The organism is Acidithiobacillus sp., from assembly GCF_023229925.1.
Taxonomy (GTDB): Bacteria; Pseudomonadota; Gammaproteobacteria; order Acidithiobacillales; family Acidithiobacillaceae; genus Acidithiobacillus.
The window spans coordinates 572,835-599,435 of sequence record NZ_JALNYM010000002.1 but is presented as its reverse complement, the minus strand read 5'-3'; the positions used below and the strand labels follow the sequence as shown (position 1 = coordinate 599,435).

The 26,601-nt window shown below is 58.4% G+C and carries 25 protein-coding genes and 1 CRISPR repeat array; of the genes, 7 read left to right on the top strand and 18 right to left on the bottom strand.

The window, feature by feature from the left end:
- Positions 1-50: 50 nt before the first annotated feature.
- The gene (mazF, locus tag M0P56_RS09380) at positions 51-392 is read right to left on the bottom strand and encodes an endoribonuclease MazF (RefSeq protein ID WP_291509781.1); all 342 of its coding nucleotides are present in this window, start codon (positions 390-392) and stop codon (positions 51-53) included.
- Positions 393-673: 281 nt separating this feature from the next.
- Here mazF and M0P56_RS09375 point away from each other — a divergent pair, with 281 nt between their 5' ends.
- Positions 674-2,083 carry a Fic family protein gene (locus M0P56_RS09375; protein WP_291509780.1) on the top strand — a complete coding sequence of 470 codons (1,410 nt, stop codon included), beginning with the start codon at positions 674-676 and terminating at the stop codon, positions 2,081-2,083.
- Between the two features lie 134 nt (positions 2,084-2,217).
- Positions 2,218-4,032: direct repeats of the CRISPR family, unit length 37 nt; unit sequence GTTTCAATCCACGCCCGGTTTATAAGCCGGGCGATAC.
- Between the two features lie 178 nt (positions 4,033-4,210).
- On the opposite strand, the gene cas2 is transcribed toward M0P56_RS09375, so the two are convergent.
- The 17 genes from cas2 to def form a co-directional block, all read right to left on the bottom strand.
- The gene (gene cas2 / locus M0P56_RS09370; RefSeq protein WP_071182471.1) at positions 4,211-4,501 is read right to left on the bottom strand and encodes a CRISPR-associated endonuclease Cas2; all 291 of its coding nucleotides are present in this window, start codon (positions 4,499-4,501) and stop codon (positions 4,211-4,213) included.
- 12 nt (positions 4,502-4,513) lie between these two features.
- The gene (gene cas1c, locus M0P56_RS09365) at positions 4,514-5,548 is read right to left on the bottom strand and encodes a type I-C CRISPR-associated endonuclease Cas1c (RefSeq protein WP_291509779.1); all 1,035 of its coding nucleotides are present in this window, start codon (positions 5,546-5,548) and stop codon (positions 4,514-4,516) included.
- Positions 5,549-5,565: 17 nt separating this feature from the next.
- The gene (cas4, locus tag M0P56_RS09360) at positions 5,566-6,201 is read right to left on the bottom strand and encodes a CRISPR-associated protein Cas4 (protein WP_291509778.1); all 636 of its coding nucleotides are present in this window, start codon (positions 6,199-6,201) and stop codon (positions 5,566-5,568) included.
- Positions 6,202-6,216: 15 nt separating this feature from the next.
- Positions 6,217-6,462 carry a type II toxin-antitoxin system HicA family toxin gene (locus M0P56_RS09355; RefSeq protein ID WP_291509777.1) on the bottom strand — a complete coding sequence of 82 codons (246 nt, stop codon included), beginning with the start codon at positions 6,460-6,462 and terminating at the stop codon, positions 6,217-6,219.
- The gene (locus M0P56_RS09350; protein ID WP_215853825.1) at positions 6,459-6,665 is read right to left on the bottom strand and encodes a hypothetical protein; all 207 of its coding nucleotides are present in this window, start codon (positions 6,663-6,665) and stop codon (positions 6,459-6,461) included. Before M0P56_RS09350 ends, M0P56_RS09355 begins: the two co-directional genes overlap by 4 nt.
- 10 nt (positions 6,666-6,675) lie before the next feature.
- On the bottom strand, positions 6,676-7,563 hold the full coding sequence (cas7c, locus tag M0P56_RS09345; RefSeq protein WP_291509776.1) for a type I-C CRISPR-associated protein Cas7/Csd2: 888 nt from the start codon (positions 7,561-7,563) through the stop codon (positions 6,676-6,678).
- 18 nt (positions 7,564-7,581) lie between these two features.
- On the bottom strand, positions 7,582-9,489 hold the full coding sequence (gene cas8c / locus M0P56_RS09340) for a type I-C CRISPR-associated protein Cas8c/Csd1 (RefSeq protein ID WP_291509775.1): 1,908 nt from the start codon (positions 9,487-9,489) through the stop codon (positions 7,582-7,584).
- Between the two features lies 1 nt (position 9,490).
- Positions 9,491-10,204, bottom strand: coding sequence for a type I-C CRISPR-associated protein Cas5c (cas5c, locus tag M0P56_RS09335; RefSeq protein ID WP_291509774.1), 714 nt, complete (start codon positions 10,202-10,204; stop codon positions 9,491-9,493).
- Positions 10,197-12,728: a CRISPR-associated helicase Cas3' gene (cas3, locus tag M0P56_RS09330; RefSeq protein WP_291509773.1), complete on the bottom strand. Its 2,532-nt coding sequence runs from the start codon at positions 12,726-12,728 to the stop codon at positions 10,197-10,199. The genes cas5c and cas3 overlap by 8 nt, the downstream gene beginning before the upstream one ends.
- A gap of 38 nt (positions 12,729-12,766) precedes the next feature.
- Positions 12,767-13,048 (bottom strand): hypothetical protein, encoded by a 282-nt coding sequence (locus tag M0P56_RS09325; RefSeq protein WP_291509772.1) that lies wholly within the window; start codon positions 13,046-13,048, stop codon positions 12,767-12,769.
- Positions 13,049-13,121: 73 nt separating this feature from the next.
- On the bottom strand, positions 13,122-13,349 hold the full coding sequence (locus tag M0P56_RS09320) for a hypothetical protein (protein ID WP_291509771.1): 228 nt from the start codon (positions 13,347-13,349) through the stop codon (positions 13,122-13,124).
- The gene (locus M0P56_RS09315; RefSeq protein WP_291509770.1) at positions 13,333-14,739 is read right to left on the bottom strand and encodes a sigma-54 dependent transcriptional regulator; all 1,407 of its coding nucleotides are present in this window, start codon (positions 14,737-14,739) and stop codon (positions 13,333-13,335) included. The genes M0P56_RS09320 and M0P56_RS09315 overlap by 17 nt, the downstream gene beginning before the upstream one ends.
- A 21-nt stretch (positions 14,740-14,760) precedes the next feature.
- Positions 14,761-16,974, bottom strand: a complete 2,214-nt coding sequence (locus M0P56_RS09310) for an ATP-binding protein (protein ID WP_291509769.1) — start codon at positions 16,972-16,974, stop codon at positions 14,761-14,763.
- Positions 16,944-17,546, bottom strand: a complete 603-nt coding sequence (locus tag M0P56_RS09305) for a DUF4390 domain-containing protein (protein WP_291509768.1) — start codon at positions 17,544-17,546, stop codon at positions 16,944-16,946. The genes M0P56_RS09310 and M0P56_RS09305 overlap by 31 nt, the downstream gene beginning before the upstream one ends.
- Positions 17,543-18,847: a 16S rRNA (cytosine(967)-C(5))-methyltransferase RsmB gene (rsmB, locus tag M0P56_RS09300; RefSeq protein WP_291509767.1), complete on the bottom strand. Its 1,305-nt coding sequence runs from the start codon at positions 18,845-18,847 to the stop codon at positions 17,543-17,545. Before rsmB ends, M0P56_RS09305 begins: the two co-directional genes overlap by 4 nt.
- A complete protein-coding gene (gene fmt, locus M0P56_RS09295; protein WP_291509766.1) occupies positions 18,844-19,785 on the bottom strand; it encodes a methionyl-tRNA formyltransferase in 942 nt (313 codons plus the stop codon). Before fmt ends, rsmB begins: the two co-directional genes overlap by 4 nt.
- Positions 19,778-20,281 carry a peptide deformylase gene (gene def, locus M0P56_RS09290; protein WP_291509765.1) on the bottom strand — a complete coding sequence of 168 codons (504 nt, stop codon included), beginning with the start codon at positions 20,279-20,281 and terminating at the stop codon, positions 19,778-19,780. The genes fmt and def overlap by 8 nt, the downstream gene beginning before the upstream one ends.
- Before the next feature lie 83 nt (positions 20,282-20,364).
- Here def and M0P56_RS09285 point away from each other — a divergent pair, with 83 nt between their 5' ends.
- From M0P56_RS09285 to minC, 6 genes are read left to right on the top strand one after another with little or no spacing between them, the layout of a single operon-like run.
- Positions 20,365-21,414 carry a LysM peptidoglycan-binding domain-containing protein gene (locus M0P56_RS09285; protein ID WP_291509764.1) on the top strand — a complete coding sequence of 350 codons (1,050 nt, stop codon included), beginning with the start codon at positions 20,365-20,367 and terminating at the stop codon, positions 21,412-21,414.
- A complete protein-coding gene (gene dprA, locus M0P56_RS09280) occupies positions 21,411-22,481 on the top strand; it encodes a DNA-processing protein DprA (protein WP_291509763.1) in 1,071 nt (356 codons plus the stop codon). The genes M0P56_RS09285 and dprA overlap by 4 nt, the downstream gene beginning before the upstream one ends.
- Positions 22,482-22,490: 9 nt before the next feature.
- Entirely contained in the window at positions 22,491-22,928 is a 438-nt protein-coding gene (locus M0P56_RS09275; protein ID WP_291509762.1) for a DUF494 domain-containing protein, read from the top strand.
- A gap of 3 nt (positions 22,929-22,931) precedes the next feature.
- Positions 22,932-25,505, top strand: coding sequence for a type I DNA topoisomerase (gene topA / locus M0P56_RS09270; RefSeq protein ID WP_291509761.1), 2,574 nt, complete (start codon positions 22,932-22,934; stop codon positions 25,503-25,505).
- Positions 25,502-25,828: a ferredoxin FdxA gene (fdxA, locus tag M0P56_RS09265; RefSeq protein ID WP_291509760.1), complete on the top strand. Its 327-nt coding sequence runs from the start codon at positions 25,502-25,504 to the stop codon at positions 25,826-25,828. Before topA ends, fdxA begins: the two co-directional genes overlap by 4 nt.
- A 30-nt stretch (positions 25,829-25,858) precedes the next feature.
- A complete protein-coding gene (gene minC / locus M0P56_RS09260) occupies positions 25,859-26,590 on the top strand; it encodes a septum site-determining protein MinC (protein ID WP_291509759.1) in 732 nt (243 codons plus the stop codon).
- Positions 26,591-26,601 lie beyond the last annotated feature (11 nt).

Sequence of the window (26,601 nt, the reverse complement as noted above, 5' to 3'; positions counted from 1 at the left end):
ATTGGCGATGATTCTCCGTTTACTTTACTGTTAAGGCATGTTTTTCCTTACTATATCTTTCGACCAATCAGAACACATGCCTTAGCCCTTGTTTCATCCAATTCCTGTGGTGTAACTCGGCCTTTGAAGCGGGCTTGACCTTCTTTCCAGTCCATATTCTTCACCTGATCTGCAAGTGCCACGCCAGGGCTTTTGCCCGTTATCTGCACCTCGAATGGGTATCCCTTGGTCTGCGTCGTCATGGGGCAGCAGACCATAAGCCCCATTTTACCATTGTAACTCGCCGGAGTCAGGACAAGAGCTGGCCTGTGGCCCTTTTGTTCGTGACCAGCCTGTGGATCAAACTGCAACCAGACTATATCTCCTGCTTCCGGGATATAGGAGCTGCGCATCAGAGCAGCTCCTTGCCCACCGAAGAAAAACTGTGGATTTTGTGCTATTCTGAAGAAAATCTTCGGAGGCTGAAGAAAAAATGGGTCAAACTATAGGTTATTCATTTTTGCGGGATCACTGGCGCTTGCCGGTGTTCCCCATAACGCAACCTTCGAGAACTGCAGCTGTGACGCGGGTAACACCTGAGCCTGATGGTCTTCTGGTGCCAATCGGGGTTGCTCCGAAAAGCGAGTCTCCGCTGGACCACGTTTTGTTTGCGCTCAAGTACGAAGGCGTGAACTTGCCCATTCTTCTCGGAGCCATGCAGCACATTTCCGCCGATTCATTGCAAGATGCCTTGTGTGGAAAACCCAATAGCGCCTATCTGCGCATCACGGCCTACCTGTGGGAACATGCAACTGGACACCGATTAACTGATGTGCCAGAGATTACAGCGCCTACGGTTCCGCTTTTTGATCCGGAACGCTATATCACTTCCTACATTTCGCAGAAAGACAGTCGCTGGCGGATAGCCTTCAACGGATTAGGCGGTTTGGACTATTGCGTAACCGTTCGGCGCACGGAAGCCATTCAGCATCTTCTGGAAGAAGATATCCTGGGGCAGGTGCGATCTTTTTTTGAGAATACGGATCAGCGGATTGTGGACCGGGCTGTTGCCTGGGCCTACCTGAGCGAGACGGAAGGCTCTTTTGCCATTGAGCGTGAGTCTGTGCCGTATGACAAGGCCCAGGCGTTTGCAGATCTGCTGCAGAAGGCTTTCGATCCCGATGTTTGTGATGAAACCTATTTAACTGGCCTCCAGAACGCCGTTATCACCAATCCTTTTGATCGTGCCGCCGGTTATCGCGGCACCCAAAACTGGCTGCAAAACGGCTTGCGCGGGGCAGCCAGCGTCTCTTACATTCCGCCATCACCGGAGTTGCTGGATGAGATGATGCCGCATATCACGCGCATGGCAGATACATTGCACAAAGAAGTGGATCCTTTGGTGGCGGCCAGCGTGGTGTCTTTCGCCTTTGTTTACGCGCATCCTTTCATGGATGGTAATGGCCGGCTTTCGCGGTTTTTGTTCCACCGTACACTGGCGCAATCCGGGCAGATGGAGAGTCCCACGGTTGGCAGGATACTATTGCCGGTGTCCGTCGCCATGAAACGGTATGAGCAACGGTATTTGCAGTCTCTGCAGAGTTTCTCTGTTCCTGCACGTAACCTTTGGGATGTGCACTGGATTGATGAAGATCGGTTTGAGTTCACGATGCGCGGTGACGGGACCGCCTACCGCTATTGGGATGCCACCGATCAGGTACGATTTGGTCTGGAAATGGCGAAGTCCGCACTGCAGGAAGATTTGCGGTCGGAAGTCGATGCGTTGCGGTGTTACGATGCCGTATATGCCCAGGTGGACGCCCATCATGATGTGCGTAACAAGGATTTGTCCGTCTTGATCCGCTCTTGCATCGAGAATGCCGGCAGTGTCTCGAAAAATCGCAGAAAGCAGTACGCTGCAACGGTGCCAGAGAAGGCTTTTGACGCCATCGAGGACGCCTGGGCATCGTTCATGGCGGGCCGCGATGCCGTGATTGGCGATTCACAAGAAGACGCCTTGCCGAATGAGGCGGCGGCGGCGGCGGCGGATAAGGCGGCGCGGGAGAATGGGCAGGATGATATCTGTGGACGGCGGGATGCTTGAGGCGATTTTTATATAACAATCTGTATTTGCGAAAAATTTTATAGTAAAACTCGCCCGGCAAACCAGCCGTCCGTCCAATTTGACAGGCGGCGCCACAAACACATAACTGATCAAGGTATTGATGAGCACCACGAGTTTCAATCCACGCCCGGTTTATAAGCCGGGCGATACAGCACTGCGGGTTATCTGGGCGACCGCTCACCGGTTTCAATCCACGCCCGGTTTATAAGCCGGGCGATACCGACATACGTCAACCCATCCAATATCGTTGGGCTGTTTAAATCCACGCCCGGTTTATAAGCCGGGCGATACTTTACGGATGATGCCAGCGTCAACGTGACACCAGTTTCAATCCACGCCCGGTTTATAAGCCGGGCGATACATATGTACATTTCTTACTCTCCTGTAATATGCCCGTTTCAATCCACGCCCGGTTTATAAGCCGGGCGATACCGGTGTTTCGTTGTCCGCACCTTGGCCCGGTGTCTGTTTCAATCCACGCCCGGTTTATAAGCCGGGCGATACGCACGGTGGCGCATTCCAAGATCATGCCAACGCGGGTTTCAATCCACGCCCGGTTTATAAGCCGGGCGATACACTAAGAGTTGTGCCCGGTGCTATCTAACGCCTTGTTTCAATCCACGCCCGGTTTATAAGCCGGGCGATACGTTTACACTGTCAGAACTGACCGGAGACGCACTGGTTTCAATCCACGCCCGGTTTATAAGCCGGGCGATACCCCACCCCATACACCCTTGTATCGAGCATGATCAAGTTTCAATCCACGCCCGGTTTATAAGCCGGGCGATACGTGTCAGAAAAAATACAGGAATGAACCACCAGATAGTTTCAATCCACGCCCGGTTTATAAGCCGGGCGATACTTTGCATCGTCGTGCTCCGGGTTCAGGATCACCATGTTTCAATCCACGCCCGGTTTATAAGCCGGGCGATACATGCCCGTGTCCAAGAAGCCGAGATTGCCAGCTGGTTTCAATCCACGCCCGGTTTATAAGCCGGGCGATACCAGAATAATAGCCATTGCTTTCACCGAGCCACCGTTTCAATCCACGCCCGGTTTATAAGCCGGGCGATACCCCAGCAGCATCCATGCGGTCGCGGCTTGTAGTGGTTTCAATCCACGCCCGGTTTATAAGCCGGGCGATACCCATAGCCGTGCTACCCGATCCCATGAATGGGTCGTTTCAATCCACGCCCGGTTTATAAGCCGGGCGATACCACCGTCCCGAATGCAGACCCCCACGTTATTCCGTTTCAATCCACGCCCGGTTTATAAGCCGGGCGATACAACTCCGCACTGGCTTAATCACCGCCAGCGAAATGTTTCAATCCACGCCCGGTTTATAAGCCGGGCGATACATCCTGACTATGTGATAAAAAAATGCGCCGACCACGTTTCAATCCACGCCCGGTTTATAAGCCGGGCGATACCCGGCGAGGGAATGCTTGCAGTCAGGCAAAAACTGTTTCAATCCACGCCCGGTTTATAAGCCGGGCGATACCTTCTCCGTTTGGCCGGTAACATCCCGACTCAGTTGTTTCAATCCACGCCCGGTTTATAAGCCGGGCGATACATGCAAGATTTCGGATGCCGGGCTGGCATAGCGAGTTTCAATCCACGCCCGGTTTATAAGCCGGGCGATACCGCGGCGGTTCTGGCCGATCAAATGCGTCGATGTGTTTCAATCCACGCCCGGTTTATAAGCCGGGCGATACCTCCTCAAAACACTCCCGGCATGGTGTCCAGATGGTTTCAATCCACGCCCGGTTTATAAGCCGGGCGATACTGCGCGACTTCAGGCTGACGATCTGCGCCAGAATGTTTCAATCCACGCCCGGTTTATAAGCCGGGCGATACCACATTCTCTGTGGCCACCCCAGCCTATATCTACGTTTCAATCCACGCCCGGTTTATAAGCCGGGCGATACCGCATTGTTGCAACACATTGTTAATGAATGATTTTCTTTGCGCATGCCGCGAATGGCAGATAGGGCCGCCTGAAAACCTATAAGGACCCCAAGGACTTCTAATAAAAACGATGGTAGAACAGGAAGATACGCGGCGCGCGAAAGGACGGGCTTTGAGGCGCCGATCCCGGTTCGCGCATCAAACCATGAGGGGACCATTGAAGTCGATAGATCGGAAGGTTCCATATTGCTTGATACGCAGTTCGGTAGGTTCTGTGAGACGATAGAAGCGTAGATTATCCTCTTCTTCGTCTATTTCCGCCAGCAGCGTGCGCTCAAAAGCCTCGTATTGCATTTGATTGACCTGACATTCAAAAACAGATTTCTGCACACGCTGGCCCACCCGTTCGCAGGCTTTGGCCACGCGGCGCAGGCGCTTGCGCCCCGCCGCCGTTTCTGTAGAGACATCGTAAGTGACGATGATGAGCATGATTACGCCTCCTCAACGGCTCAGGTATGGCAGATACCCGGTGGTTTCCCCACGGATGGCGCGCGCCATCAATCGTGCCTGCACAAAAGGTAACAGTCCAATAGGCACCTTCTGCTCCAGGAAGGGATGGGTAACTTCTTCTTGTTTACGCTCCTGCCAAGCCGCGACCACCTTGCGCCGACCTTTATCACCCAGCAAGACAGCCCCACCTTCGCGTACTTCAAAATCCCCATCGCTGAGTTGCCCTCGGTTCACAAGTGTGAGCGCGAACCGGTCACAGATGGGAGCGCGAAACTCCTCCTGCAAATCCAGCGCTAATGCCGCACGCCCAGGGCGGACTACATGTAAAAATCCCAGTTGTGGATCAAGACCGACGGTTTCCAGTGCGCTGCGACAGTCGTTCATCAGCATGGAGTAGAGAAATGACAGCAAGGCATTGATCCGGTCCAACGGTGGACGCCGGGTGCGCCCGCTCCACTGAAACTGCGCGCGCATGGCGGGCTTGACGATACAATTGAATGCCGAAAAATAACTGCGTGCGGCATCGCCTTCTATGCCGCGCAGCGCGTCTATGGTGGATGCTTCGGCCGCAGCACGCAGCGATGCGGCGAGGTGATTGGCAGCCCCCGTGAGCTGTTTAGCGTCGTCCGCCTCTTTCGCCTCACGGGCAGCACGCAGGAGTACGGTTCTGCCGTTACGGAGTTTCCCGGCGACGCAGGCGCGCGCCAAGTCTCTGGTAACGTCAACATCGCCCGCTCCTCGATGCTGGGCCTGACGCAGCAGGATATTTCCGGAAACGGGTCCTTCCAGGCGCGCCTTGAAGCGACCAAAACGATCCAGCAAGACCAGAGACTTCCCTTCTTCCGCCAAGCGGTGCATGAGGGCAGGCGATACCATCACATCGCCGAAGCACACCAGCGTACCGACATGATGCAGAGGGACCTGCAGGCGCTTCTCATGATCCACGTCCACGCGCAAGGTGGCATTGTCCAAATGCACGTAGGACAGGGGGGTCATGACGTAAAGGGTGTTTTGAATTTGCTGCATGATGGAATCCCTCTACATCACGGACCGATTTCGTCATCCGGCGAAAACAGGTATTGTTTCAGCCGGTCCATTTGGGTTTGCTGCGCCAGCATCTCCGGCTGGCAGATTTCTCGCAGTGAGCATTCCCGACACCGCGCATCGTTTACTGGCGGTGGGAGGATGCCGGAGGCGAGCATGGCGCGAATCGCGTCGGCGGTCTCGCTGACGAGTACGCGCAAATCCTCGGTGATGTCTACTTCGCGCCGTCGGTGACTGCTGGCGTGATAAATAGCACCTTGGGGTACAGGGCGCCCGAGCATGTCCTCCAGACACATGGCCTGGGCGGCAAGCTGAATATCGTCATGGATGCGGTCACGTTTACGACCATGCTTGAACTCTACGGGATATATCCTGCCATCCGGGTGAAACTCTACCAGGTCTGCCTTACCGATCAGGCCAAAACGATCTGACCAGAGAGGCAACGCCCGCTCCACCCGCACGCCGCGCTTCACCTCGTATCCCGGCGTATCTACCAGATGGTGCACCGCCTGCCCGCGCGCCGTATGGACGTTGTCCTCAAACTGTTGCTCCAGATGGATCAACCCGCACTGCCGCGGGCAGTAAATCCAGTGCTGGAGGGCAGAGAGAGGAACGAGGTCTTCGGTGGCTTCCATGATCAGGCCCCGTTATCACTGCTCAAACAACACTTCCAATAGCGCCTCACGACTGACGCCGCGATACACGGCCACGGCGTCCAGTATGGCGGCCAGCGTTCCCAGGCGCAGTGGATCATGACGGGGAACCGTAACGTGATGCTCGCCTTGTACCGCACAGGTCAGGCGCATGTGGCTTCCCGTCTGCCGCGTGACGGTATAACCCACACGCCCAAGTCTCTGCACCAACTCAGTGCCGGTGAGGTCACGCGGCAGTCTCATGCCACCAGCACTTCTTCGCGGGTAATATGCAGGCGAATAAGGCTGGGGCACTGCGCGTCCTCAAAATGGCAGTGCACCGCATCCCGCACCAGCGCATGTAACGCAGGCAGATCGTCGGCCTCGGTGAAAATGTCCGCACCAACAGCACGGGCTATAAAGCCACCTTCCGGGGCCTCTTCAACGATAAAGTGGATTTCGGACATCGGCGCCCTCCTAAAAACCGTCAATTTCCTCTGGAACAAGTCCTTCCAACAGATTCAAAGCATACGTTCCATCTGGATTGACGACCAATGATCTATGGACTTTTGCTGACGAATACTGACCAGATTTACAATTGTGCTTCCACCAGATCACCTTCAACACCTCCATACTCCCCGCAGGCCTGGCAGATGACTCGTCATTTTCAAAAATCTTCGGCAATACCAACTTGATTACATCGGCATCGGCATCCACAAACCCAGTCCTTTCGGCTAGTTGCGGGTTCATACTGCCGAAAAAAACATACACTCCTTGATCAACGCGATGCTTCATTCCCATGGTGTCGGAGCCGCGCTTTGTACCATCACCTTCACCACTCACACTTTTAGTAATTTGCATGCTGGTAATATCTATCGGCTCGACACTGAAAGCAGATTGAATCGTGACAGGGCCACGGATGCCAATGGATACTCCTGTGTCGCCGTCTTCGTCGCTACCATCCTCCTTCTTCTTACCCGCTTTCTTGTTGCTTTTTAGAGCGAATAGTTGGCCAAAGGCCCGCACATCCAGCCATTTTTTGCACGCCAACTCGGCGGTTTTTTCTGAACCCAACTCCTTGCCCAAACCGGCCTCTGCCCGTGCGCGCAGACTTTTAGCATCGTCCACTTTGCGGTCATCGGATTGGACGAAAATCATGTTGCCGTCGTCTTCTTTCCTACCATCGTTGACCCAGCGCTCGATCAAGCGATCCCTGATTTTTCGCTTGATCGACACATCGCTCATTTCGCCGAAGTTTGAGTAATCGGTGCGCGGGCGGTTGCCGTTCAGCGGGTCGCCGTTCGGGTTGGCATTTTTGACGCAGAAGATGATAGCGAAATCAATTTTGTTTTGCAGGGTGCTCATATTCGGTTCCTCGGTGGTCTATTCGGTGGGAGCGTCTTCGGTCACAGTGGTGTTGTCTATCTTGGGTGGATTCAGGACTTGCCGTTGACAGTGGTAGCCGAGCAAAAATTCGCCAGACAGCTTGCTGTCGTCAAGAAAGTCATCGCCGACGAAACTGGGGATAATTTCATCGAGCAGTTTGTCCATCTCGTGCATAAAACCTGAGCGTTTTGTTCGTAGGCGCGAGATGTAAGGTTTGAGCGCAGGCTCAATGATTCGCCAAGTGCTTGCCGGGCGATCAGCGAAACGCTGCATTAGCTTCGCAGCAGTAGTGTCGCGTTTTTCGCCTGCAACGTAGAGAGCACGGTTTTCGATATGTTCGGCAATCGCCAGCAAGCGACCATAGAGATAATCCCGGCTGTGCCGGTCGGTTTCCAACGACATTTCGTACTCCTTGTTTTTGAAAGCGCCTTTGAAGAGGGCGCAGGCGATGCCCAAGGTTTTTTCCCATTCCCAATGATCGAGGCCGACCCGATTGCTGGCTCTGCGCACCGTTGATTCGACGAGGTCGCGTGGCAAGGGCTGGCCATCAATGATGCAGGGCAGGAGCCGCTCAACTGTGGATTTCTTGAGCTTGTCGTCAAGACGACGGCCAAACGCTGCTTCAGCGATGTCGCGTGGCGCCGGTGCGCCGACAAATTTCAGCTCCCTGCCGAAGTTTTGCGGCCAGGCGTGTGCCTTGTGCCAGGCTTCGATCCGCTCCAGAAACTCGGAACCGGTCAACTCGCGGTAATACGTGATGGCCATGCGTCCTGGTGTGGCCGAATCCAGTCCCATGACGACGATGTCATCTGGCGGGCCGATATTGGCGCGATAGCCCGCCAGGGCAAGATTCAAGCGCTTGGCAAAAGCTTGTCCTGCATCGTCGCCGAGGGATAACTCCGGCGTAGCGGACTGTTGTTGGACAGCGATGCCAGCCAGCATCAAGGTCAGCGAGTTACCGAACGGATCGGGAATCGGCTTGCCCGCGACCGCCCAACTCACGACGACCTGATCGCCGTTTCGGTAGGCTTGGCGCTGAATCAGCCAGCGCAGCGCGTTATGGGCTTTTTGCGTGACTTCGTAACTCACGCCACACGCCTGCTGGCCGGTGTCATCGGTGAAACGCCCCCGGAAGGTGTAACCCGAACTGTCGTTGGCACTGATAAGTTTGGCACCATCGCCGGAATGGCGGATGCGCTTGGGATGGCTCAAAGCGAGACTCGCCTGCATCTCACCCGTCACCATACAAACGCCGACGGCTTCCTTGGTGCTGGCATCAAATTCTGCCCAATCGTCCTGCAAAGACACATCTTCCCAAACTGCAGTGCAGGGATTACCGGGCTCCCGGACATGCCAACGAATAAACGCGTCGCCTTGGTCACGCTCGCCAGATTTCGCTGTGAGCACCCGGAATAACTCGGGTGCTTGAGTTTCACTTGCCCAGCGCGTCAGCAACTTCCCGTCCGCACCGAGATGAAGCACATCTTCTCGCACCAAGTCGGCAACAACCCGCCTTTTGCGAATGTAGGTCAGCACGGATTGAGCCTTGGCATGGCTGTGGGGCGAATTGCACCACTCCGCCAGTTGCGCTTCATATTCCTTGAAGAAAGACGGCTTGCTGCCGCCCATCTCTGGGTAATCTGCCGCGCAGTACTGAACTTTGTCACACAGGGGGTGCGGTGGAGGAGTTCTGCCGGCTCGTCCCGCGGATTGCTCGGTAGCAGGGATGGTGGTTTCTTCTTTGCCAATTGTTCTGGCGGATATGAAATTGCCGTGTTCATCCAACGTAATTTCTACATGTGCTTGCTGAATGGAATGGCTAACGGGTAGCAGCGTACTGGTGCCGGGCGACTCCCGGCCTTTGCTCTGTTCGTAAGTTTCGTAAAGTTTCTGTACCCAGCTCATATCAGACCTCCAGCTCGGTAGCGTCCTGCGCGACATCGCGCAGCCTGCCTTTGCCGAATTTCTTGGGCGTCATCGCCCGAACGAATTTTCGAATCGTGCAATCCTCGGGCCGAGCGTACTGGATGTAGCCATTCGCCATAACAGGCTTCCAGAGCCGGGCTTGTAAACAGTCTTCGCCAGTTTCATCCGGGTAGTCGAACCCATGGAACATCAAACCATACGCCAGCTCGCCCGCTGCGTCGTAGTGGCCGGTTTCCGAACCGTATACGCAGGGTTCGACGTAGCCCTGGCAGTCTCGCGTTCCCAAAAAAATATCCTGCCGCCCGCCTAATTCCAGCATTCGTTTGGCGATTGCATAGTGCTTGCCTTCTACCCGGTCGCCTTCGAGTTCAGGACGATGCAGGTTCCATTCAAAATGCGCGCGCACCTGATATTCGACATCGGAGAGAAAGGTATAGATCGCCAAGGTATTGCCGCCACCGAAATCCAAGGGTTTTGTGCCCTTGGTCTGTGTGCGGATCGGCTTCATCACCCTGACTTCGTCAATCACCCAAATGAAGGTAGGCTTCCAGTAAATAGACTTGACGATGCCTTTCAAGGCTTCGTAAGTCGGAATGTGATACGAGCACTTTTCGCCGCCGATCCGAGTCAGCGGGTCGGTGAACAGGGCATGACGTGCTCTGACCGTGAATTCGATGCTGTTGCGGTTAGCCACAGAGAACCTCCATTTTTCCCTCCGGGGTTTCGGACAGGCCAAATTCCAGGCTGTAGTAGCGCGGATCGACCAGATAAAGAACGCCCGTGCTTTCCTGCACTTCGCGCACGACATTGGCTTTGGATAGTTTTTCCAGCACGTTCGGAAACACATTAACGCTGAATTGCTGCGCCCGACGCAGCAATTCGAATTCCTTGTCGGGCAGGTATGCCGCGCACAAGGCGTTAATGAGCGCTTTGCCCGCGTCGCCATACGGCACGATTACGCCGCGCGTGGGGGCGTCGATGGCTTTAAATGCCTTGGCGGCGGTCATGAACGACTGTCGCAGGTAGATGGCTGGAGCTTGGCGTTTCGTTCGCTTGTAGTCAGCGACTGCAAGGGTGTTATCGGAGAGCAGGTTGAGCAGGGTGTCGTCGTGCCCCATTTGCTTTGCGGCGACCGGATAACTCATGTCGTTGGCCCGATCGAAGAAATAGTTTTTGTAGTACCAAGCCATCGCTTCCGGGCCGATGCGGTTGTTGCTGTATTTCTCAGGGTCAGCATCAAAGTCATTCAGCACGCGCTCTGCCTTTTCTCGGCCAACCTGAATGTCGGGCAATTTAGCCAGATTCTCGTCCTCGGGGCGCGGGTTAATCACATGCACCAACCCCGGTGTCGGGCGGCCATTGCGATTGCAGCGCCCCGCCGCCTGGGCAATCGAATCCAGACCCGCCGTAAAGCGGATGACGGAACCAAAGTCTACATCGACCCCCGCTTCAATCAACTGTGTACTGATGCATAGCGTTGGCGCAGGCGGGACTTCGTCAAGGCGCCCACGCACTTCGTTCAGGATGGTTTTGCGATGCGCCGGACACATATTCGTGCTCAGGTGGAAAGCTTTGCCCGTGCTGATTTCCTTGCATAGCCGGTAAATAGCCTGCGCTGCCTTTTTCGTGTTGACGATGACTAGGCAACTTCCAGACTCTGCGATTTGCTCGAATGCCAGCGCCGCGATTTCGTCCTGCGTCCAGCCGCCGGGCTTGCGGCGATTGACGACCTCGACACGCTTCAAGTCATCGAAGAGTCGCTTCACATCTGGCATAAGTTCGTTGCCAGCAGGGATGCGGATGGCGCCGTTGTGTGCATCGACCCGATCTAGTAATGGCTGGGTGGCGGTACACAGTACAACGGTAGTGCCGCAGAAATCGGCCAGGTAGTTCATGGCATTGTTGAACAAGTGAACACAGTTGACCGGGAGGCTCTGGATTTCATCAAAAATTAGCACTGCATTGGCGAGCTGATGCATCCGCCGTGCGCCGCGTGTACCTGCGCCGAACAGAGTTTCCAGCAACTGTACGCTGGTGGTATAGACGACCGGCGCATCCCAGTTTTCCGAGAGAATTTTGCCGCGCCAGCTTTGCTCTTCTGGTGTGAGGTTGGAATGGTGTTCGAGCACCACACTACCCACTTCGACGCCTTCTGGTTCCAAGATTTGACGCACGACTTCTGCGTTCTGGTCGATGATGGAAGTGAACGGAATGACATAGATCACCCTGTCCATTTTATGTTCGCGGGCATGGTGCAAGGCGAATCGCAGGCTTGCCAACGTCTTGCCGCCGCCGGTCGGCACGGTCAGAGTGTAAATGCCTTGTGTGCGGGATGCACCAACCAGACAATGGTGCGAAATATCCTGCCGCAGTGCGTCGATAGGATGACGTGCCGTGAAGGCGCTCAAGTGGCTTTCCAAACGCTGGATCAACACCTCCCAGGACTCGTAATTGCCGTGCAACCGCCGCCGCGCAAGACCGGGATGCTCAAAATCGGCGGAGTCGATGCGGTCGGCGTCAATCAGGCAACTGAAGAGTGAGCGAACGAGCAGGCCCAGTTGCTGCTGGTAAACCGGGCTTTGCGGGTTATTGCCCGGAACTTTGCCGAGGATATTTGCGATCCAGGCCTGAAATGCCTGCGTTATTTCCGGGCGTGCCACCAAATTCTGTACGGTTGCAAGCAGTTCTTGATTCACCTTGCCCAAGACTTCACTGAGATGGGTTTTATCGGCTGATTTGTTCATCCGCTTGGTGAACGTATCTTCGGCAGGACTACCCACCGATAATGCAAGACAGTCGATCACACCGGAATGATGCGAGGCAATGCACAACGCCATAATCTGCCCAGCAATTTGCGCCAGGGCGTCCTTTTGCGCCAATTCCTGCCAAACCCACTGCGCCCCGCTCGTGGAATGATCTATTTTCCCTTTCAGACCAGCAGCATCGACAAATTCTTCGTCCTCATCCTGATTCAGCAAGCCTGTGGCGGACTGGATGTAAGACTGGAAAGCTGTACTGTACTTGCCCAAATCATGGAGCAACCCAAGTAGCTCACCCTGAGTAGAAAGACCAAATTTTTCAGCCATCCTTGCAGAAAGCTGCCCAACACCATACAGATGTGATTCCAACGACTGACAAACTTTCCCTTCGCCACGTACATGCGCCACAAACTCAGGCTTTTCAGTTGGTTTCCGCAAAGCATCTGAAGACTGACCCATATTGGTTCATGCTCCACTTTGGATAATAGAAAACGGCGTTAGTGACTTTTGTTCTCGCGGGGTCGCAAGCCTGCATAGAAATGGTCTTCATCACCACTTTCCGCAGACCAGACTTCGCCCGACGGGGCTACGATATCTCCGTGAATGGTGACGGTACCTTTCATATATCCAAACAGACTATTCCGCGTTTCATCGACAATGGGAACCACCTCGACCAGCGGTTTGCCACCCACACTGATCACCAGCCGCTGATGAGTGGTGGCGACTTCGTCAATCCACTTCAGGCAATTAGCCGTGAACTCGGCAATGTCAATGTTCATGGGATTTTTCAGCTATTCCTTGAGGCAAGCACGTTGATTCACACCGGTCCAGGTAACCATACAGAGAGAAGTTTCACCTGTCGGGTGTGTGCTCGAGAATCAAGCGCTCTTTTCCATGGCGATGGCCACGCGCCCTCGCCAAAGACGCATCCAGCCGGATCAACATTTCTCGGGCTTCCACATACACACCCGTTGCCCAGGCCTCTTCCCGTGCCCGTAAGCCGCGAGCCACAAAGCCCCGCCGCGTTTCCGGAGGGTGGATATTCTGAATGAACGGCTCCGTCTTACCCCTCCCCCTCATCCCCATCCTCGCCCGCATGCCGCTCGCCCTTCAGGGCAATACTCAGATTTTTCAGCTTGCGATAGAGATGCGTGCGCTCCAGCCCCACCACTTCCGCCGTTCGCGCGATATTCCACTCGTTACGCGCCAGATGGTATTCGAGGAAGGCACGCTCAAAGCGCTCCCGCGCGCGCTTCAGGGTGCCGCCAAAATCTTCCCCGTCGAAATTAGTGTTGGCGAGGACGAGGCGATTATCCAGACCCAGCGCCCCTTCCACCTCTTCCGCGCTGATCTCTGGCCCTTCCGCCAGAATCAGCAGTCGTTCCACCAGATTCTGCAATTCGCGGACATTGCCCGGCCAGGGATAATGCCGCAGCACATCCAGGGTTTCCGGGGCAAAGTGGCGCACGGCCAAGCCATCGCGGGCGCCATAAAAACGTACAAACTCTTCTATCAGTGTCGGAATATCTGCGCTCCGCGCGGACAGCGGTGGCACCTTGAGGGGCAGGGCGCTGAGGCGGTAGTAGAGATCGCTGCGGAACTGCCCGCTCTGCACCGCGTGCGCCAAATCCTGCGCGCTTCCGGCGATAACACGCACATCCACCGGCACGGGCGTCGTCCCGCCCACCCGGATGATGCGCCGCTCCTGCAAGGCCGAGAACAGCCGCGCCTGGGTTTCCAGGTCCATGTCGGCAATTTCGTCGATGAAGAGCGTACCGCCATGGGCCACTTCCAGGCGCCCGCGGGTCAGTTTGCCATGATCTTCGTTGCCGAACAGCTCAATGGCGATATTGGGGCGAGCGATGGCGGCGGCACGCAGATCCACGAAGGGTCCCTGTGCCCGTCGGCTTTGCCGGTGCAGATAACGCGCGGCCACTTCCTTACCGCTACCCGGCTCGCCCAGCAGCAACGCCCAGGAATCCACCGCTGCCACCCGCTGCAACTGTTCGCGAAACTGGCGGATCGCCGGGCTCTCGCCGCTTGGCCGCTCTACCCAGCCGGCCTGCGCGCGCAGGTCGCGGTTCTCGCGCTGCAAGCGACTGGATTCCAGGGCATGGGTAACGGTAAGCAGGGTCTTGTCCAGCGACAGCGGTTTTTCGATGAAATCATAGGCGCCGAGCTTGGTCGCCTGCACCGCCGTTTCGATGGTGGCGTGCCCGGACATCATCACCACCGGCTGCTCCAGACCCGCTTCGGCCCAGCGCCGCAAGAGGCTGACGCCGTCCTCACCTGGCATCCAGATATCGAGAAGGACGAGGTCCACCATCTGATCACGCAGCAGCACTTCGGCGGCTTCCGCACTCCCCGCGGTATGCACGCTGTAGCCCTCGTCCTCCAGAATTTCTGCCAGGGTCGCGCAGATATCGGGTTCGTCATCCACCACCAGAATATTCAATCGTGCCTCTTCCATGCCGCCTCCTGAACGCTTGCTTCAACCCAACGGAAAATCAATAACGATACGCGCGCCGCCCTGCAAACCCTGATTATCGGCAATAATCTGCCCGCCATGCTCCTCAACGATGCGCCGGACGATGGCGAGACCCAGCCCAGAACCCTTCACCTTGCTGGTGACATAGGGCTCAAAAACCCGCGCCAGCAACTCGGCCGGGAAGCCGGGTCCGTCGTCTAACACACTCAACTCTAGCACCTTTGCCGGGCCCACGTCCGTCAAGCGGGTGCGAATCAGGATATGCTTGCCGTCCGAAGATTCCGCGCCGCCCTGTAGAGCATCCATGGCATTACGCAAGAGATTGTTGAGGATCTGGCGCAGGCGATGCACATCGGCCCGCAGGGGGGGCAGGCCCGCACCCAGCTCAGCCCGAATCTCCACCCCGCTCTCTTGCCCGCGATACAGGTCGAGCACGTCCAGAATCAGTGTGTTCAGATCGAGCGAGCGCAACTCCAATTGCGGCTGCCGGGCATACTCCGAGAAGGCATCCACCATCACCTTGAGGGCATCCACCTGATGGATGATGGTACGGGTGGCGCGATCCAGGGTCTCCCCCTCATCGCCAAGGCGTTCCAGATATTTGCGCCGCAGTCGCTCGGCGGAGAGCTGGATGGGGGTGAGCGGGTTCTTGATCTCGTGGGCCAAACGCCGCGCCACCTCACTCCAGGCGGCACTGCGCTGGGCGGCGACCAGCGTGCTGATATCGTCAAAAACCAGTACGAAACCCTGACTACCGGCATCATCCGCAAAATGCGCGCCATGCACGATAATGGTCTGTGGCCCGTCGGAACGCTCGATCTGCAACTCCTTCTGCATCCCGTTACGGGGGTGCTCCACCCAGTCCGCCACCAGCTTCCACAGAGGCTCCAGCGCCGTGCCGTCATGCAATGCATCCAGCGCACTGCCCCTGGACAAATCCTCCTGAAGGATATGGGTTGCCGCGGCGTTGATTTCGGCCAAATGGTTTTCGCCGTCAAAGGTCAGGATGCCGCTGGAAATCTGTCCGAGCACGGTCTCCAGGTACAGCCGCCGCTGCTCCGCCTGCTCCTGCGCCGCCGCCGCCTGCTGCTTGGCCCGCGCCAGTTGCCGGGTCATATTGTTGAACGAGTGTATCAGGACACCCAGCTCGTCGTGACTTGCCACCGTCTGCAGGGGAATAAACTCGCCGCGCGCCACCGCCTGGGTGCCCGCCGCCAGCCGTGCTATCGGCGCGGTCAGGCGCCGCGCCAGATGCAAACCCATCCACACCGCCGCCAGCAAAGCCAGCAGCAAAGCCACCGCCAAGCTGAGCTGAAAGGCCGTTTTCATCGGTTCGCGCATCAGCATCAACTGGTGATACCGGGTGTAAGCCACCTGCACGGCCTCCGCCGCCTGGGTCAATTGCTCTGGAATGGGCTGTTCCACGTAGAGCATGCGGTTACTTTCCCCCAGATGCGGGCTCAGTACCGGAATCAGCACCTTTACCAGCAAGCCGCCGTTGGGTTCCGGCTCTATGGTGGCGGTCGGATGGCTCTCTTCCATGGCGAGGATTTCCCGGCGCGGCAAACGCGGCGCCAGACTGAGGTTATCGCTGCTGGTGGCGATGATCCGGTTATCGCTGGAGAAGAGGGTAACACTGCTCAGACGGTACTGATCGCGCAGAGCAATCACGGTGATGACGGCGTTGCTGTCAGACTCCCCCACCAGGGCCTGAGCAATGCTCTCCGCCGCCAACAGCGTGGAATTACGATAACGATCCACACCGGCCTTGGCCACGTTCAGGGCCTGATCCAGTGCGGTCTGCACCGCACTGCTAAACCACGAATCCACGCCCCGATTCAGATATTGCCAGGAAAAACCGAAGACGATGACCGCTGGCAGGAAACTGAGCAGGGTGATGATGACCACCAAACGAGTGGCGAGTTGACTGCCCACCTCGCCGCGCCGCAGGCGCAACAGCAGCGCCACCACCGAGAACAGCACCAGAATGAGCAGACAGAGGACGATTCCTGCGGAAATCACCAGCATGGGCACAAAATAATGGCTCAGCGGCCCCCCAGCGCTGGTGAAAAAGTTGACCCCCAAAAAGGCCACGATAGCCAACAGCAGCAGAACAGCACCCCAGCGCGGCCCCACCCGCTGCTGCTCCGGGGTAGTGCCGGCACTCAGGGCACGCAGCCAGTTTCTTAGTGCGAAAGGGGCGCGCTGACGATCCATGGGGACTCCAGTTTCCAGTGGCCAAGCAAAGAACGTAAACGCAATGGCAGGGGTAAGGCTTGAACATCAATATACACCCGCAACGCCACCTGACCGCGCGCCGCGCCGTGGACCAGCGGGAGCATGAAATCATGCACCTGGGCCAGTGCCGTAGCGACCTCACCCCAGTGCGCGTACATGGTGAGCGCCCCGTGCTGATCCTCAACGGCATATTGGTTAGTCAGGGGGTAGTAGTGGATGCGCCAATGCTGCTTCCGGTGTACCTGTACACCCACACCGGGAATGAAGGAGAAAGGTTCGGGCTCCCGCCACTCCGCCTCCACCACCCAGACCAGGGTCTGCCCTTGGTCGAGGATTTGTTGCAGGAGTGCCTCCCTGTCCAGTTGCACGCTGGCATTGATTTCAACGGCATTCTCCCGCGGGGTCACCCGCAAATGTTCCACGTGAAACGCCGGACCAGCCACGGCGATCCCTGCCAGACCCCAAAAACAGTACAGCGCAACCAGGATAACGACACATTGCTGTAGCCAGTTTCTGCTGGTGGGCAAATGCAACGCACCATCCTGGCTCACGCCTCCTTCTCCAGCAAGGCATAGAAAAAGCCATCCATGTTTTCCTGTCCGGGCAGGCGCTGTCCGGTCAGCGGGTGCGCAGAACGGCGCGCATCGGGATGACGCCGGAGAAAGGCGATGATCTGTTCCTCGTTTTCTTCGGGCAGCACCGAACAGGTGGCATAGAGCAGCCGACCGCCGGGACGCAGACAAGGCCACAGGCCCTCCAACAGGCGCGCCTGTTGCGCTACCGCCTCGACCACTTCTTCTGGCTGGCGGCGCAGGCGGATGTCAGGGTGACGACGAATAACCCCGGTGCCGGTACAGGGCGCATCCAGAAGAATGGCGTCATAGAGCTCGCCATCCCACCAGGTAGCGGTTTCTGCAGCATCGGCCGCCTGCAAATGTACCGTGCCCCCTTGTCTTTCCAGGGCCTCGCGCACTCGGTTCAGGCGTTCTGCGGAGCGGTCCAGGGCATCCAGGCGCGTCGCTCCCAGTGCCCACAGGTGAGCGGTCTTGCCGCCAGGGGCCGCGCAGGCGTCCAGAATCCGTTCCCCCTCCTGGGGTGCGAGAATGTGGGCCGCCAGTTGTGCCGCCCCATCCTGTACCGCAACCCAGCCGGCATCCCAGCCCGGCAGGGTCGCTACCGGTACACTGGCGGGCAGACACAAGGCCGCATCACTCCACGTCACGCCCTCGGCCTCGGCCTCCAGGCCTTGTTCTGCCAGCAACCGCCGATATTTGCCGGGATCCACCCGCTGCGTATTCACCCGCAGCCAGAGGGGCGGTGCGCTGTTATTGGCCGCGGCAATGGCGGGCCAGTCTTGCGGATAGGCCGCGCGTAAACGCGCCGCCAGCCAGGCCGGGTGCCCGAGATCGCGATCGGCCAGTGCCACATCCAAAGCCTCCCGCTCACGCAGATAACGGCGCAGAACGGCATTCATCAGACCGCGCGCCCAGGGTTTTTTCAGGGCCTCTGTCATCTCAACCCAATCATTGACCACGGCGAAGGCGGGCCGTTGCCCATGGCGCAACTCAAAAAGGGCCAGACTCAGCAAAAAACCCAAATCCGCATCTTCCTCGCGCCAGCCTTTGCGCAGCAATTGAGCGGCCAGGGCCTGCAAGGGCAGATACTCGCGCAGCGTGCCCAGCACCAGCCATTGCAAGGTCGCCCGATCCGCACCGGTCAACGCCACCGGCAGCAGGGCGGCATCCACCGTCTGCCCGCTATCCACGCCCCGCAATACGGCAACAGCGGCCTTGCGCACTGCCACACCGGATGTGCTTTTTGCCCGCTCAACCCCTGTCCGCTCTTCCCTCATCCCAGGACTTCGCCAACCTGCGGGCGATAACCGCGGGCGAAATCGCTACCACTGAGTACGCCCTTGCCTGCTGGTTGCACCGCCAGCAACTGCAATTGATCTTCGCCACAGGTCACCACTATCCCGTCTTTTTCCACGGCAGTGATGGTACCGGGCGCCTGATCGCCCTGCATAGGCAGCACCCGCGTCTGCCAGACCCGCAAGCCTTTGTCGCGAAAAAGGGTATGGGCAACAGGGCTGGGATTGAAGGCCCGCACCAGGCGCTCCAGCATCGCCGCGGGAAGCCGCCAGTCGAGCTGCGCCTCCTCCTTCTTCAGCTTGCGGGCATAACTCACCAGCGCCGGGTCTTGGGGCATGGGTTTCAGCCGATTCGCCCAGAGCCGGTCCAGAGCTTGACGCAAGGCATCGCTGCCCAGCCGGGCCAAATGGTCATGGAGGCTGGCCGCCGTGTCATCGGGCGCAATGGGCACGCGTTCCTCCCACAGCACCGGACCGGAGTCGAGCCCGGCTTCCATCTGCATGATGGCAACGCCGCTTTCCTTGTCGCCCGCCGCAATGGCCCTGGCGATGGGCGCGGCGCCGCGCCAGGCGGGCAGGAGACTGGCGTGAACATTGATGGCGCCGCGCGTCGACAGGTCCAGAATCGCCTGCGGTAAAATCTGTCCGTAGGCCACGACAATCAGCAAATCCGGCGCCAGGCTCCGGAGCAGGTCCAGGGCCTCACCCGTCTTACAGGATTCCGGCTGAAAAACGGGAATGCCTGCGGCCAAAGCCTCCTGCTTCACCGGACTGGCCTGCAACGCCCGCCCCCGGCCCGCCGGGCGATCCGGCTGGGTAAATACGCCGACGACTTCTTCCGGCCCTTGCAGCAATTCGGCCAGAATAATGCGCGCGAACTCCGGCGTCCCAGCAAAAACAATGCGCTGTTTTCTAGTCACCGAGTCGCACCCTTTTTTCCGCCTTGCGGCGAATCAGGTTTTGCTTGAGGCGGGACAGGTGATCGACAAAAAGGGTACCATTGAGATGGTCTATCTCATGTTGCAGGCAAACCGCCAGCAGCCCATCGGCCTCCAATTCAACGGTCTTGCCCAGTACCGTGGTCGCGCGCACCGTCACTTTTTCGGCGCGCCGCACCGTCTCCAGCACGCCGGGGACCGACAGGCAGCCTTCCTTCATCTCCTCTTCACCCATGCGCGCGATAATTTCCGGATTCACCAACGTCAGCAGATCATTGCGATTTTCTGAAACATCCACGACAATCAGCCGGTGACCAGCAGCCACCTGTGGCGCGGCCAGACCGATACCGGGTGCATCGTACATGGTTTCCGCCATATCGTCGGCCAATTGCTGAATCTGTCTGTCCACCCGGACTATGGGCTGGGCCATGCCCTTGAGGCGGACATCGGGGAACTCCAGTATCTTCAAGAGGGGCATTTCGTCACCACATTATTACCATCCGGCAAAAATCGTATCTTGAACTAATACTATTCCCTGCGGAAGTCCAGCGGAGATCATTCATGCAAAAGAACATCTGGCGCAACACCCTATTTTGTCTCGGCCTCGGCGCCATGGCCCCGGTAATGGCGCAGGCTGCGCCGTCCGGCATACAGCTACGCAGTGAACACAGTTATACCGTCAAAACCGGTGACACCCTGTGGGGTATTGCCGCACATTTCCTCAAAAACCCCTGGGATTGGCCACAGATCTGGCACCGGAATGCCTATATTAAAAACCCCAATCTGATTTATCCGGGCGATCGTATCGTGATTATCCGCGGGTCCAACGGTCAGCCAGAACTCCGTGTTATCTCGCTGCATCCGCAGATGACTGCGGGACCCTTGCCCACGGTGGCCACTGGCGAAGTAATGCCATTCCTCGGCACGCCTGGTGTTATCGCCAATAAAAAGGCTTATGACCAACTGCCCTATCTTGCCGCCAGCGCCAGTGAGCATATCGTCTATACGGTGGGTGACAAGCTCTATGCCTCCGGCCTGGCACAGGCGCCCATTGGTGCCCGTTACCAGATTGTCGCCCTCGGACCGAAACTCTATCGCCACGACGGCAAAAAAGCCCTCGGTTATGCGCTCCGCGATCTCGGTAGCGCAGTCGTGCGCAGCAACGGCCCCCATCCCGCCGTAGAAATCACTAATGCCCTGAAGGAAATTTCTCTGGGCGACCGGTTGGTACCTACCACGGACCGTAGCGCGCCCCACTACTTCCCCAGCGCCCCCTCCCACCCGGTAAATGCGCAGATCATCGCCAAAATGAGTAATTATCCGGAACTGATGGTCGGCCAGGTCGTTATCGTGGATCAGGGCCGGGACAGCGGCCTAAGCGCTGGTAATGTGCTGCAGGTTGACCGGCCCGGGGGAGAGACGAAAAACGCGGTGACCGGCAAACCCTTCGCCCTGCCGCCGCAGAAGGTGGGTACCGTCATGCTGTTCCGGATATTCCCCACGGTCTCCTACGCCGTGATTACCACGGCGACACATGGCATCCTGGTGGGTGACCAACTGGCCAGTCCGCGCCCGGTAACCGCCAGCGACCGCCCCTCAGGAAACGGGTGACAGACCGGGCCTGGCTCGCCCTCGGCCGTATCCCCGGCCTCGGCCCGGTCCGCCAACGTGCTCTGCTGGAGCGCTTTGGTGCGGTAGAGCGCTGTTTTCAAACGGGCGCAGGCGCCCTGCAGGACCTCGGTTTGCAGGCCGCGCAAATAGCCGCCTTGCAGAGGGCGCCCGAGGACATGCTCACGCCCGCAGACCGGCGCTGGCTGGAAAGTCCCGATACCGATCTCTGTCGCTGGACGGACAGCGATTACCCGCCCCTGCTGCTCTATTTACGCGGGCAGCGCACCTGCCTGAACCAGGCCATGCTGGCTATCGTTGGCAGCCGCAGTTCCACCGCGACCGGTGTTGCGACGGCCGAAGCATTTGCCAAAAATCTGGGGGAGGCCGGCCTTATCATCAGCAGCGGCCTGGCCCTCGGCATTGATGCCGCAGCGCATCGTGGCGCCCTCCATAGCGGCACGGTCGCCGTACTCGGTACCGGTGCCGATCTCATCTACCCGCGCAGCCACCTGCAGCTCGCCCGCCAGATTACCGGGCAGGGCCTCATTCTCAGCGAACAACCCCCCGATACCGGTCCACGCAGCGGCCTCTTCCCCCGCCGCAACCGCATCATCAGCGGCCTCAGCCTGGGTGTGCTGGTGGTCGAAGCCGCGGAGGGCAGCGGTTCACTGATTACTGCCCGGCTGGCGATGGAGCAAGGCCGCGAAGTCTTTGCCATTCCCGGCTCCATCCACTCACCGTTGTCGCGCGGCCCGCATCGCCTCATCCGCGACGGCGCCAAACTGGTGGAGAGTGCCGAGGACGTGCTCAGCGAACTCGGTCCGCTGTACGCCGTACTGCGGGGCAGTCCGGCGACAGCGCCCGCAGCAGACTGGCAGCCCACCGACCCGGACCAGGCTAAAGTCTGGGCTGCCATGGATTTCGACCCCCTCGCCCCGGAACAGATCGCCAGCCGCTGCGGATTGACGCTGACCGAGCTTTCGGCCATCCTCTTGGGCATGGAATTACAAGGTTACCTCGCGGCCTGCCCCGGCGGCCGTTTCTGTCGCCTCCCACCTGCTTCCTAGGGCCAAGGCATGGAAGACGTCATAGACATCATCAGTTATCTGCTCGACCATCTCGACGACGAAGACGACGACATGGTCGAAGACCATTTGCGCGCCGTCGGCTTTCCCGACGACGATATTCAGCGCGCCCTCGATTGGATGGAAGGCTTCGCGGTAGAGGAGCAAGAGGAGACCAGCCCCCGCTCGCTACGCGCCTACCACCCCTACGAGCAGCAAAATCTTTCCGTGGCCGCCCGCGGTCAGTTACACGACTGGGAGCGGCTTGGCGTCATCAACGGCGCCATGCGTGAACGCATCATCGATCGCCTGCTCGCCCTGGAACTGGACGACACCGATCTCGAAACCCTCGACTGGGTGACCTTCATGGTGATGGCTAACGACCCCGGCCCCGAAGCCTTCTGGATCGATGCCTTGCTCGGTAGCGACGGCGCACGGATTCTCCACTAACCTATGGCACACCAGCTCGTTATTGTAGAATCACCGGCAAAAGCCAAGACCATCCAGAAATATCTGGGGGATGATTTTCAGGTGCTCGCGTCCTACGGCCATGTGCGTGATCTGCAGCCCAAAGAGGGTGCCGTTGATACGGAGCATGATTTTGCCATGCACTACGCCGCCATCGAGCGCAATGAGCGCCATGTGGACGCCATCGCCAAGGCCCTGCGCGGCGCCGACAAGCTCTGGCTTGCTACCGATCCGGATCGCGAAGGCGAGGCCATCTCCTGGCATCTGGTGGAACTGCTGCGCGAACGTCACCTGCTCGGCAACAAGCCAGCGCAACGCGTGGTCTTTCACGAAATCACCAAAAAGGCCGTGCAAGAAGCCATCGCCCATCCCCGCGAAATCGCCATGGATCTGGTCAATGCCCAGCAAGCACGCCGCGCCCTCGATTATCTGGTCGGCTTCAATCTGTCACCGCTGCTCTGGCGCAAGGTGCGTCCGGGCCTCTCGGCGGGCCGGGTACAAAGCGCTGCCCTGCGCCTGATCTGCGAACGCGAAAATGAAATCGAGGCCTTTGTCAGCCGTGAATACTGGACCATCGCCAGTCGCCTGGAGCAGGCTGGCAGCGAATTCACCGGCCGCCTGACCCACTGGCAGACGAAAAAGCTCGAACAGTTCGACGTCACCGATAGCGATCAAGCCGAGGCCATCCGCAGCGGCATGGAAGATGACCTCAGCCGCCGGGCGCTGCGGGTCCGGGAGGTGGAGCGCAAGAGTCGGCAACGCCAACCTGCCGCGCCCTTCACCACATCCACCTTGCAGCAGGAGGCCTCGCGCAAGCTCGGCTTCAATGCCAGCCGGACCATGCGCGTCGCCCAACAGCTTTACGAAGGCATCAATATCGGCAACGAGACCGTCGGCCTCATCAGCTACATGCGTACCGATGCCGTCAACCTCGCCGAAGAGGCCATCGCTTCCATCCGTGACTTTATCGGCAGCCACTACGGGAGCGAATTCGTCCCCGAGACCCCACGCCGCTACAAGACCAAAACCAAAAATGCCCAGGAAGCGCACGAAGCCATTCGCCCCACGGACATCGCCCGCAGCCCGGAGGCCTTGCAGGGCGTGCTCGAACGCGATCTCTGGCGCCTGTATGATCTTATCTGGAAGCGCAGTGTTGCTTGTCAAATGGCGCCCGCGCGCATGGACCTGGTCGCCGTCGATATGGATGCCGGCACCCATTGGACCCTGCGTGCCAACGGCTCCACCGTCACCTTTCCCGGCTTCATGGCCGTCTATCAGGAAGGCAAGGACGACGGTGACGAGGATGAGAGCAATCGCATTCTGCCGCCCCTCCATACCGGCGATGAGCCCCAGGTACTCGGCATTGATCCCGAACAGCACTTTACCGAGCCGCCCCCTCGTTACAGCGATGCCACCCTGGTCAAAACCCTGGAAGCCCACGGCATCGGTCGTCCCTCCACCTATGCCAGCATTATTCAGACCCTGCAGAATCGCGAATATGTGGCCGTCGAGCAGCGCCGTTTCCGCCCCACCGATCTCGGACGGGTAGTCAGCCGTTTCCTGACCAATCATTTCGAGCGCTATGTGGACTATGGCTTCACCGCCAGCATGGAAGACGAACTGGACGCCATTTCCCGCGGCGAAAAGCAATGGCAGCCGGTGCTCAGCGCGTTCTGGGGACCCTTCCGCGCACTCCTCGACGAAAAAGCCAGCGTCAGCCGCACCGAAGCCACCAGTGAAGCACTGGACGAAACCTGCCCACAATGCGGCAAACCCTTATTCCTGCGCCTCGGTCGCCACGGCCGTTTTGTGGCCTGCTCTGGCTATCCCGAATGTAATTATACCCGCCCGGTGGAGGGTCCTCGCGAACCCGCCGAGCCCGTAGGCCGCGACTGCCCAGATTGCGGCAAGCCGCTGGTCTACAAAACCGGGCGTTATGGCCGCTTCATCTCCTGCAGCGGCTACCCCGAATGCAAGCATATTGAGCCGCTAACCCAGCCCAAATCCTCGGGGGTCGCCTGTCCCCAGTGCGGTGCAGGCGAACTCGTCGAAAAACGCAGCCGCTACGGCAAAATATTCTACTCCTGCAATACCTATCCCAAATGCAACTATGCGGTATGGGGCCCCCCTGTGGCGCGCCCCTGTCCCCGTTGCGCCTGGCCGATTCTGATCGAAAAAAGCGGCAAGCGCCTCGGTGAACAACTCGCCTGCCCGCAGAGCGAATGTGCTTTCCACTTCCCGGTAAATGCCAGCGACGCGGAAATCGCTGCCATGCTGCCCGACTACACCCCGCCGCCGCCCCGCGAAAAGCGCACAGCGCCAACCAAGAAGGCAGCCCCGGCCCGGAAGCCCGCGGCGAAAACCACCAGGACACCGGCCGCGAAAACGGCAACAGCTACCGCTAAAAAGCCCGCGGCAGCCAAAACCGCAGTGGTGAAAAAACCAGCCAAAGCCAAGGCCCCAACGGCAAAGAAGACCGCATCGTCCAAAAGTACCGCCTCAACAGCCACCGAGCCTGCACCGCGAAAGCGCTCCGTAAAGAACGCCACCAACTCATGACCTACGTCGTTACCGAAAATTGCATCCAGTGTAAATACACAGACTGTGCCGAAGTCTGCCCGGTCGAGTGCTTTCATGAAGGGCCAAATTTTCTCGTCATTGATCCTGTCGAATGTATCGACTGCGCGGCCTGCGTACCCGAGTGTCCCGCTGACGCCATTTTCGCCGATGACGAAGTTCCCAGCGATCAGCGCGACTTCACCGCCCTCAATGCCGAACTCAGCAAAGACTGGCCAGTCATCCTCCGCAAAAAGTCGCCACTACCCGATGCCGAAACCTGGAATGGCAAGAGCGGCAAACGCCCTTTGCTGCAACGCCCATGAAGCGACACACGTCGATGTTTCACGTGAAACATGGCTAACCCCCGCTCCCTCGACACAGAATCCAACGCACCCCTGCGCGTGTCCGGGGGCGTTTTCACTCTTTCCATCCTCCACTTGGAAAGCAACAACCCCCAACAACTGGCGCAGCGCATTGCCGAAGAACATCAACGCCACCCCGCCGCTGCGGATTTCCATCGCTTTGCGCCGGTGGTCCTGGATCTGAGCGCCATACCCGAAGAAGCGCCTTTAGCTTTGCCCGAAATCCTGGAGGTATTGCGTACCGCCAATTGGCTCCCTGTCGGTTTGCGCAATGCCTCGCCCGGCCAACAGGCTCTGGCGCGACATCTGCACCTCCCCATTTTACGGGGCCAGGATCGCAACGCCGCCCCGCAACCAGAAACACCCCCGCCAGTACAGCCCGTCCCCACAAGTCCTGGCGGCCTGATTCTGGATCACCCCATACGCGGTGGCCAACGCAGCTACGCCCGTGGTGGCGATCTCGTCTGTCTAGCCGCCGTCAACGCCGGCGCCGAAATCATGGCCGACGGCAATATCCACGTCTACGGCCCCTTGCGTGGCCGTGCTCTTGCCGGCGTCAACGGACAGAACGGTGCGCGGATTTTTTGCATGAGCCTGGAGGCAGAACTGGTCTCCGTCACCGGCCTGTATCGCACCCTCGAAACGAACCATCCCCTTTGGGGCAAGGCGGCACAGATTTACAGCCGCGACGAGCAGTTGCATATTACGGCATTAAACATATAAGTCCTGGAGAA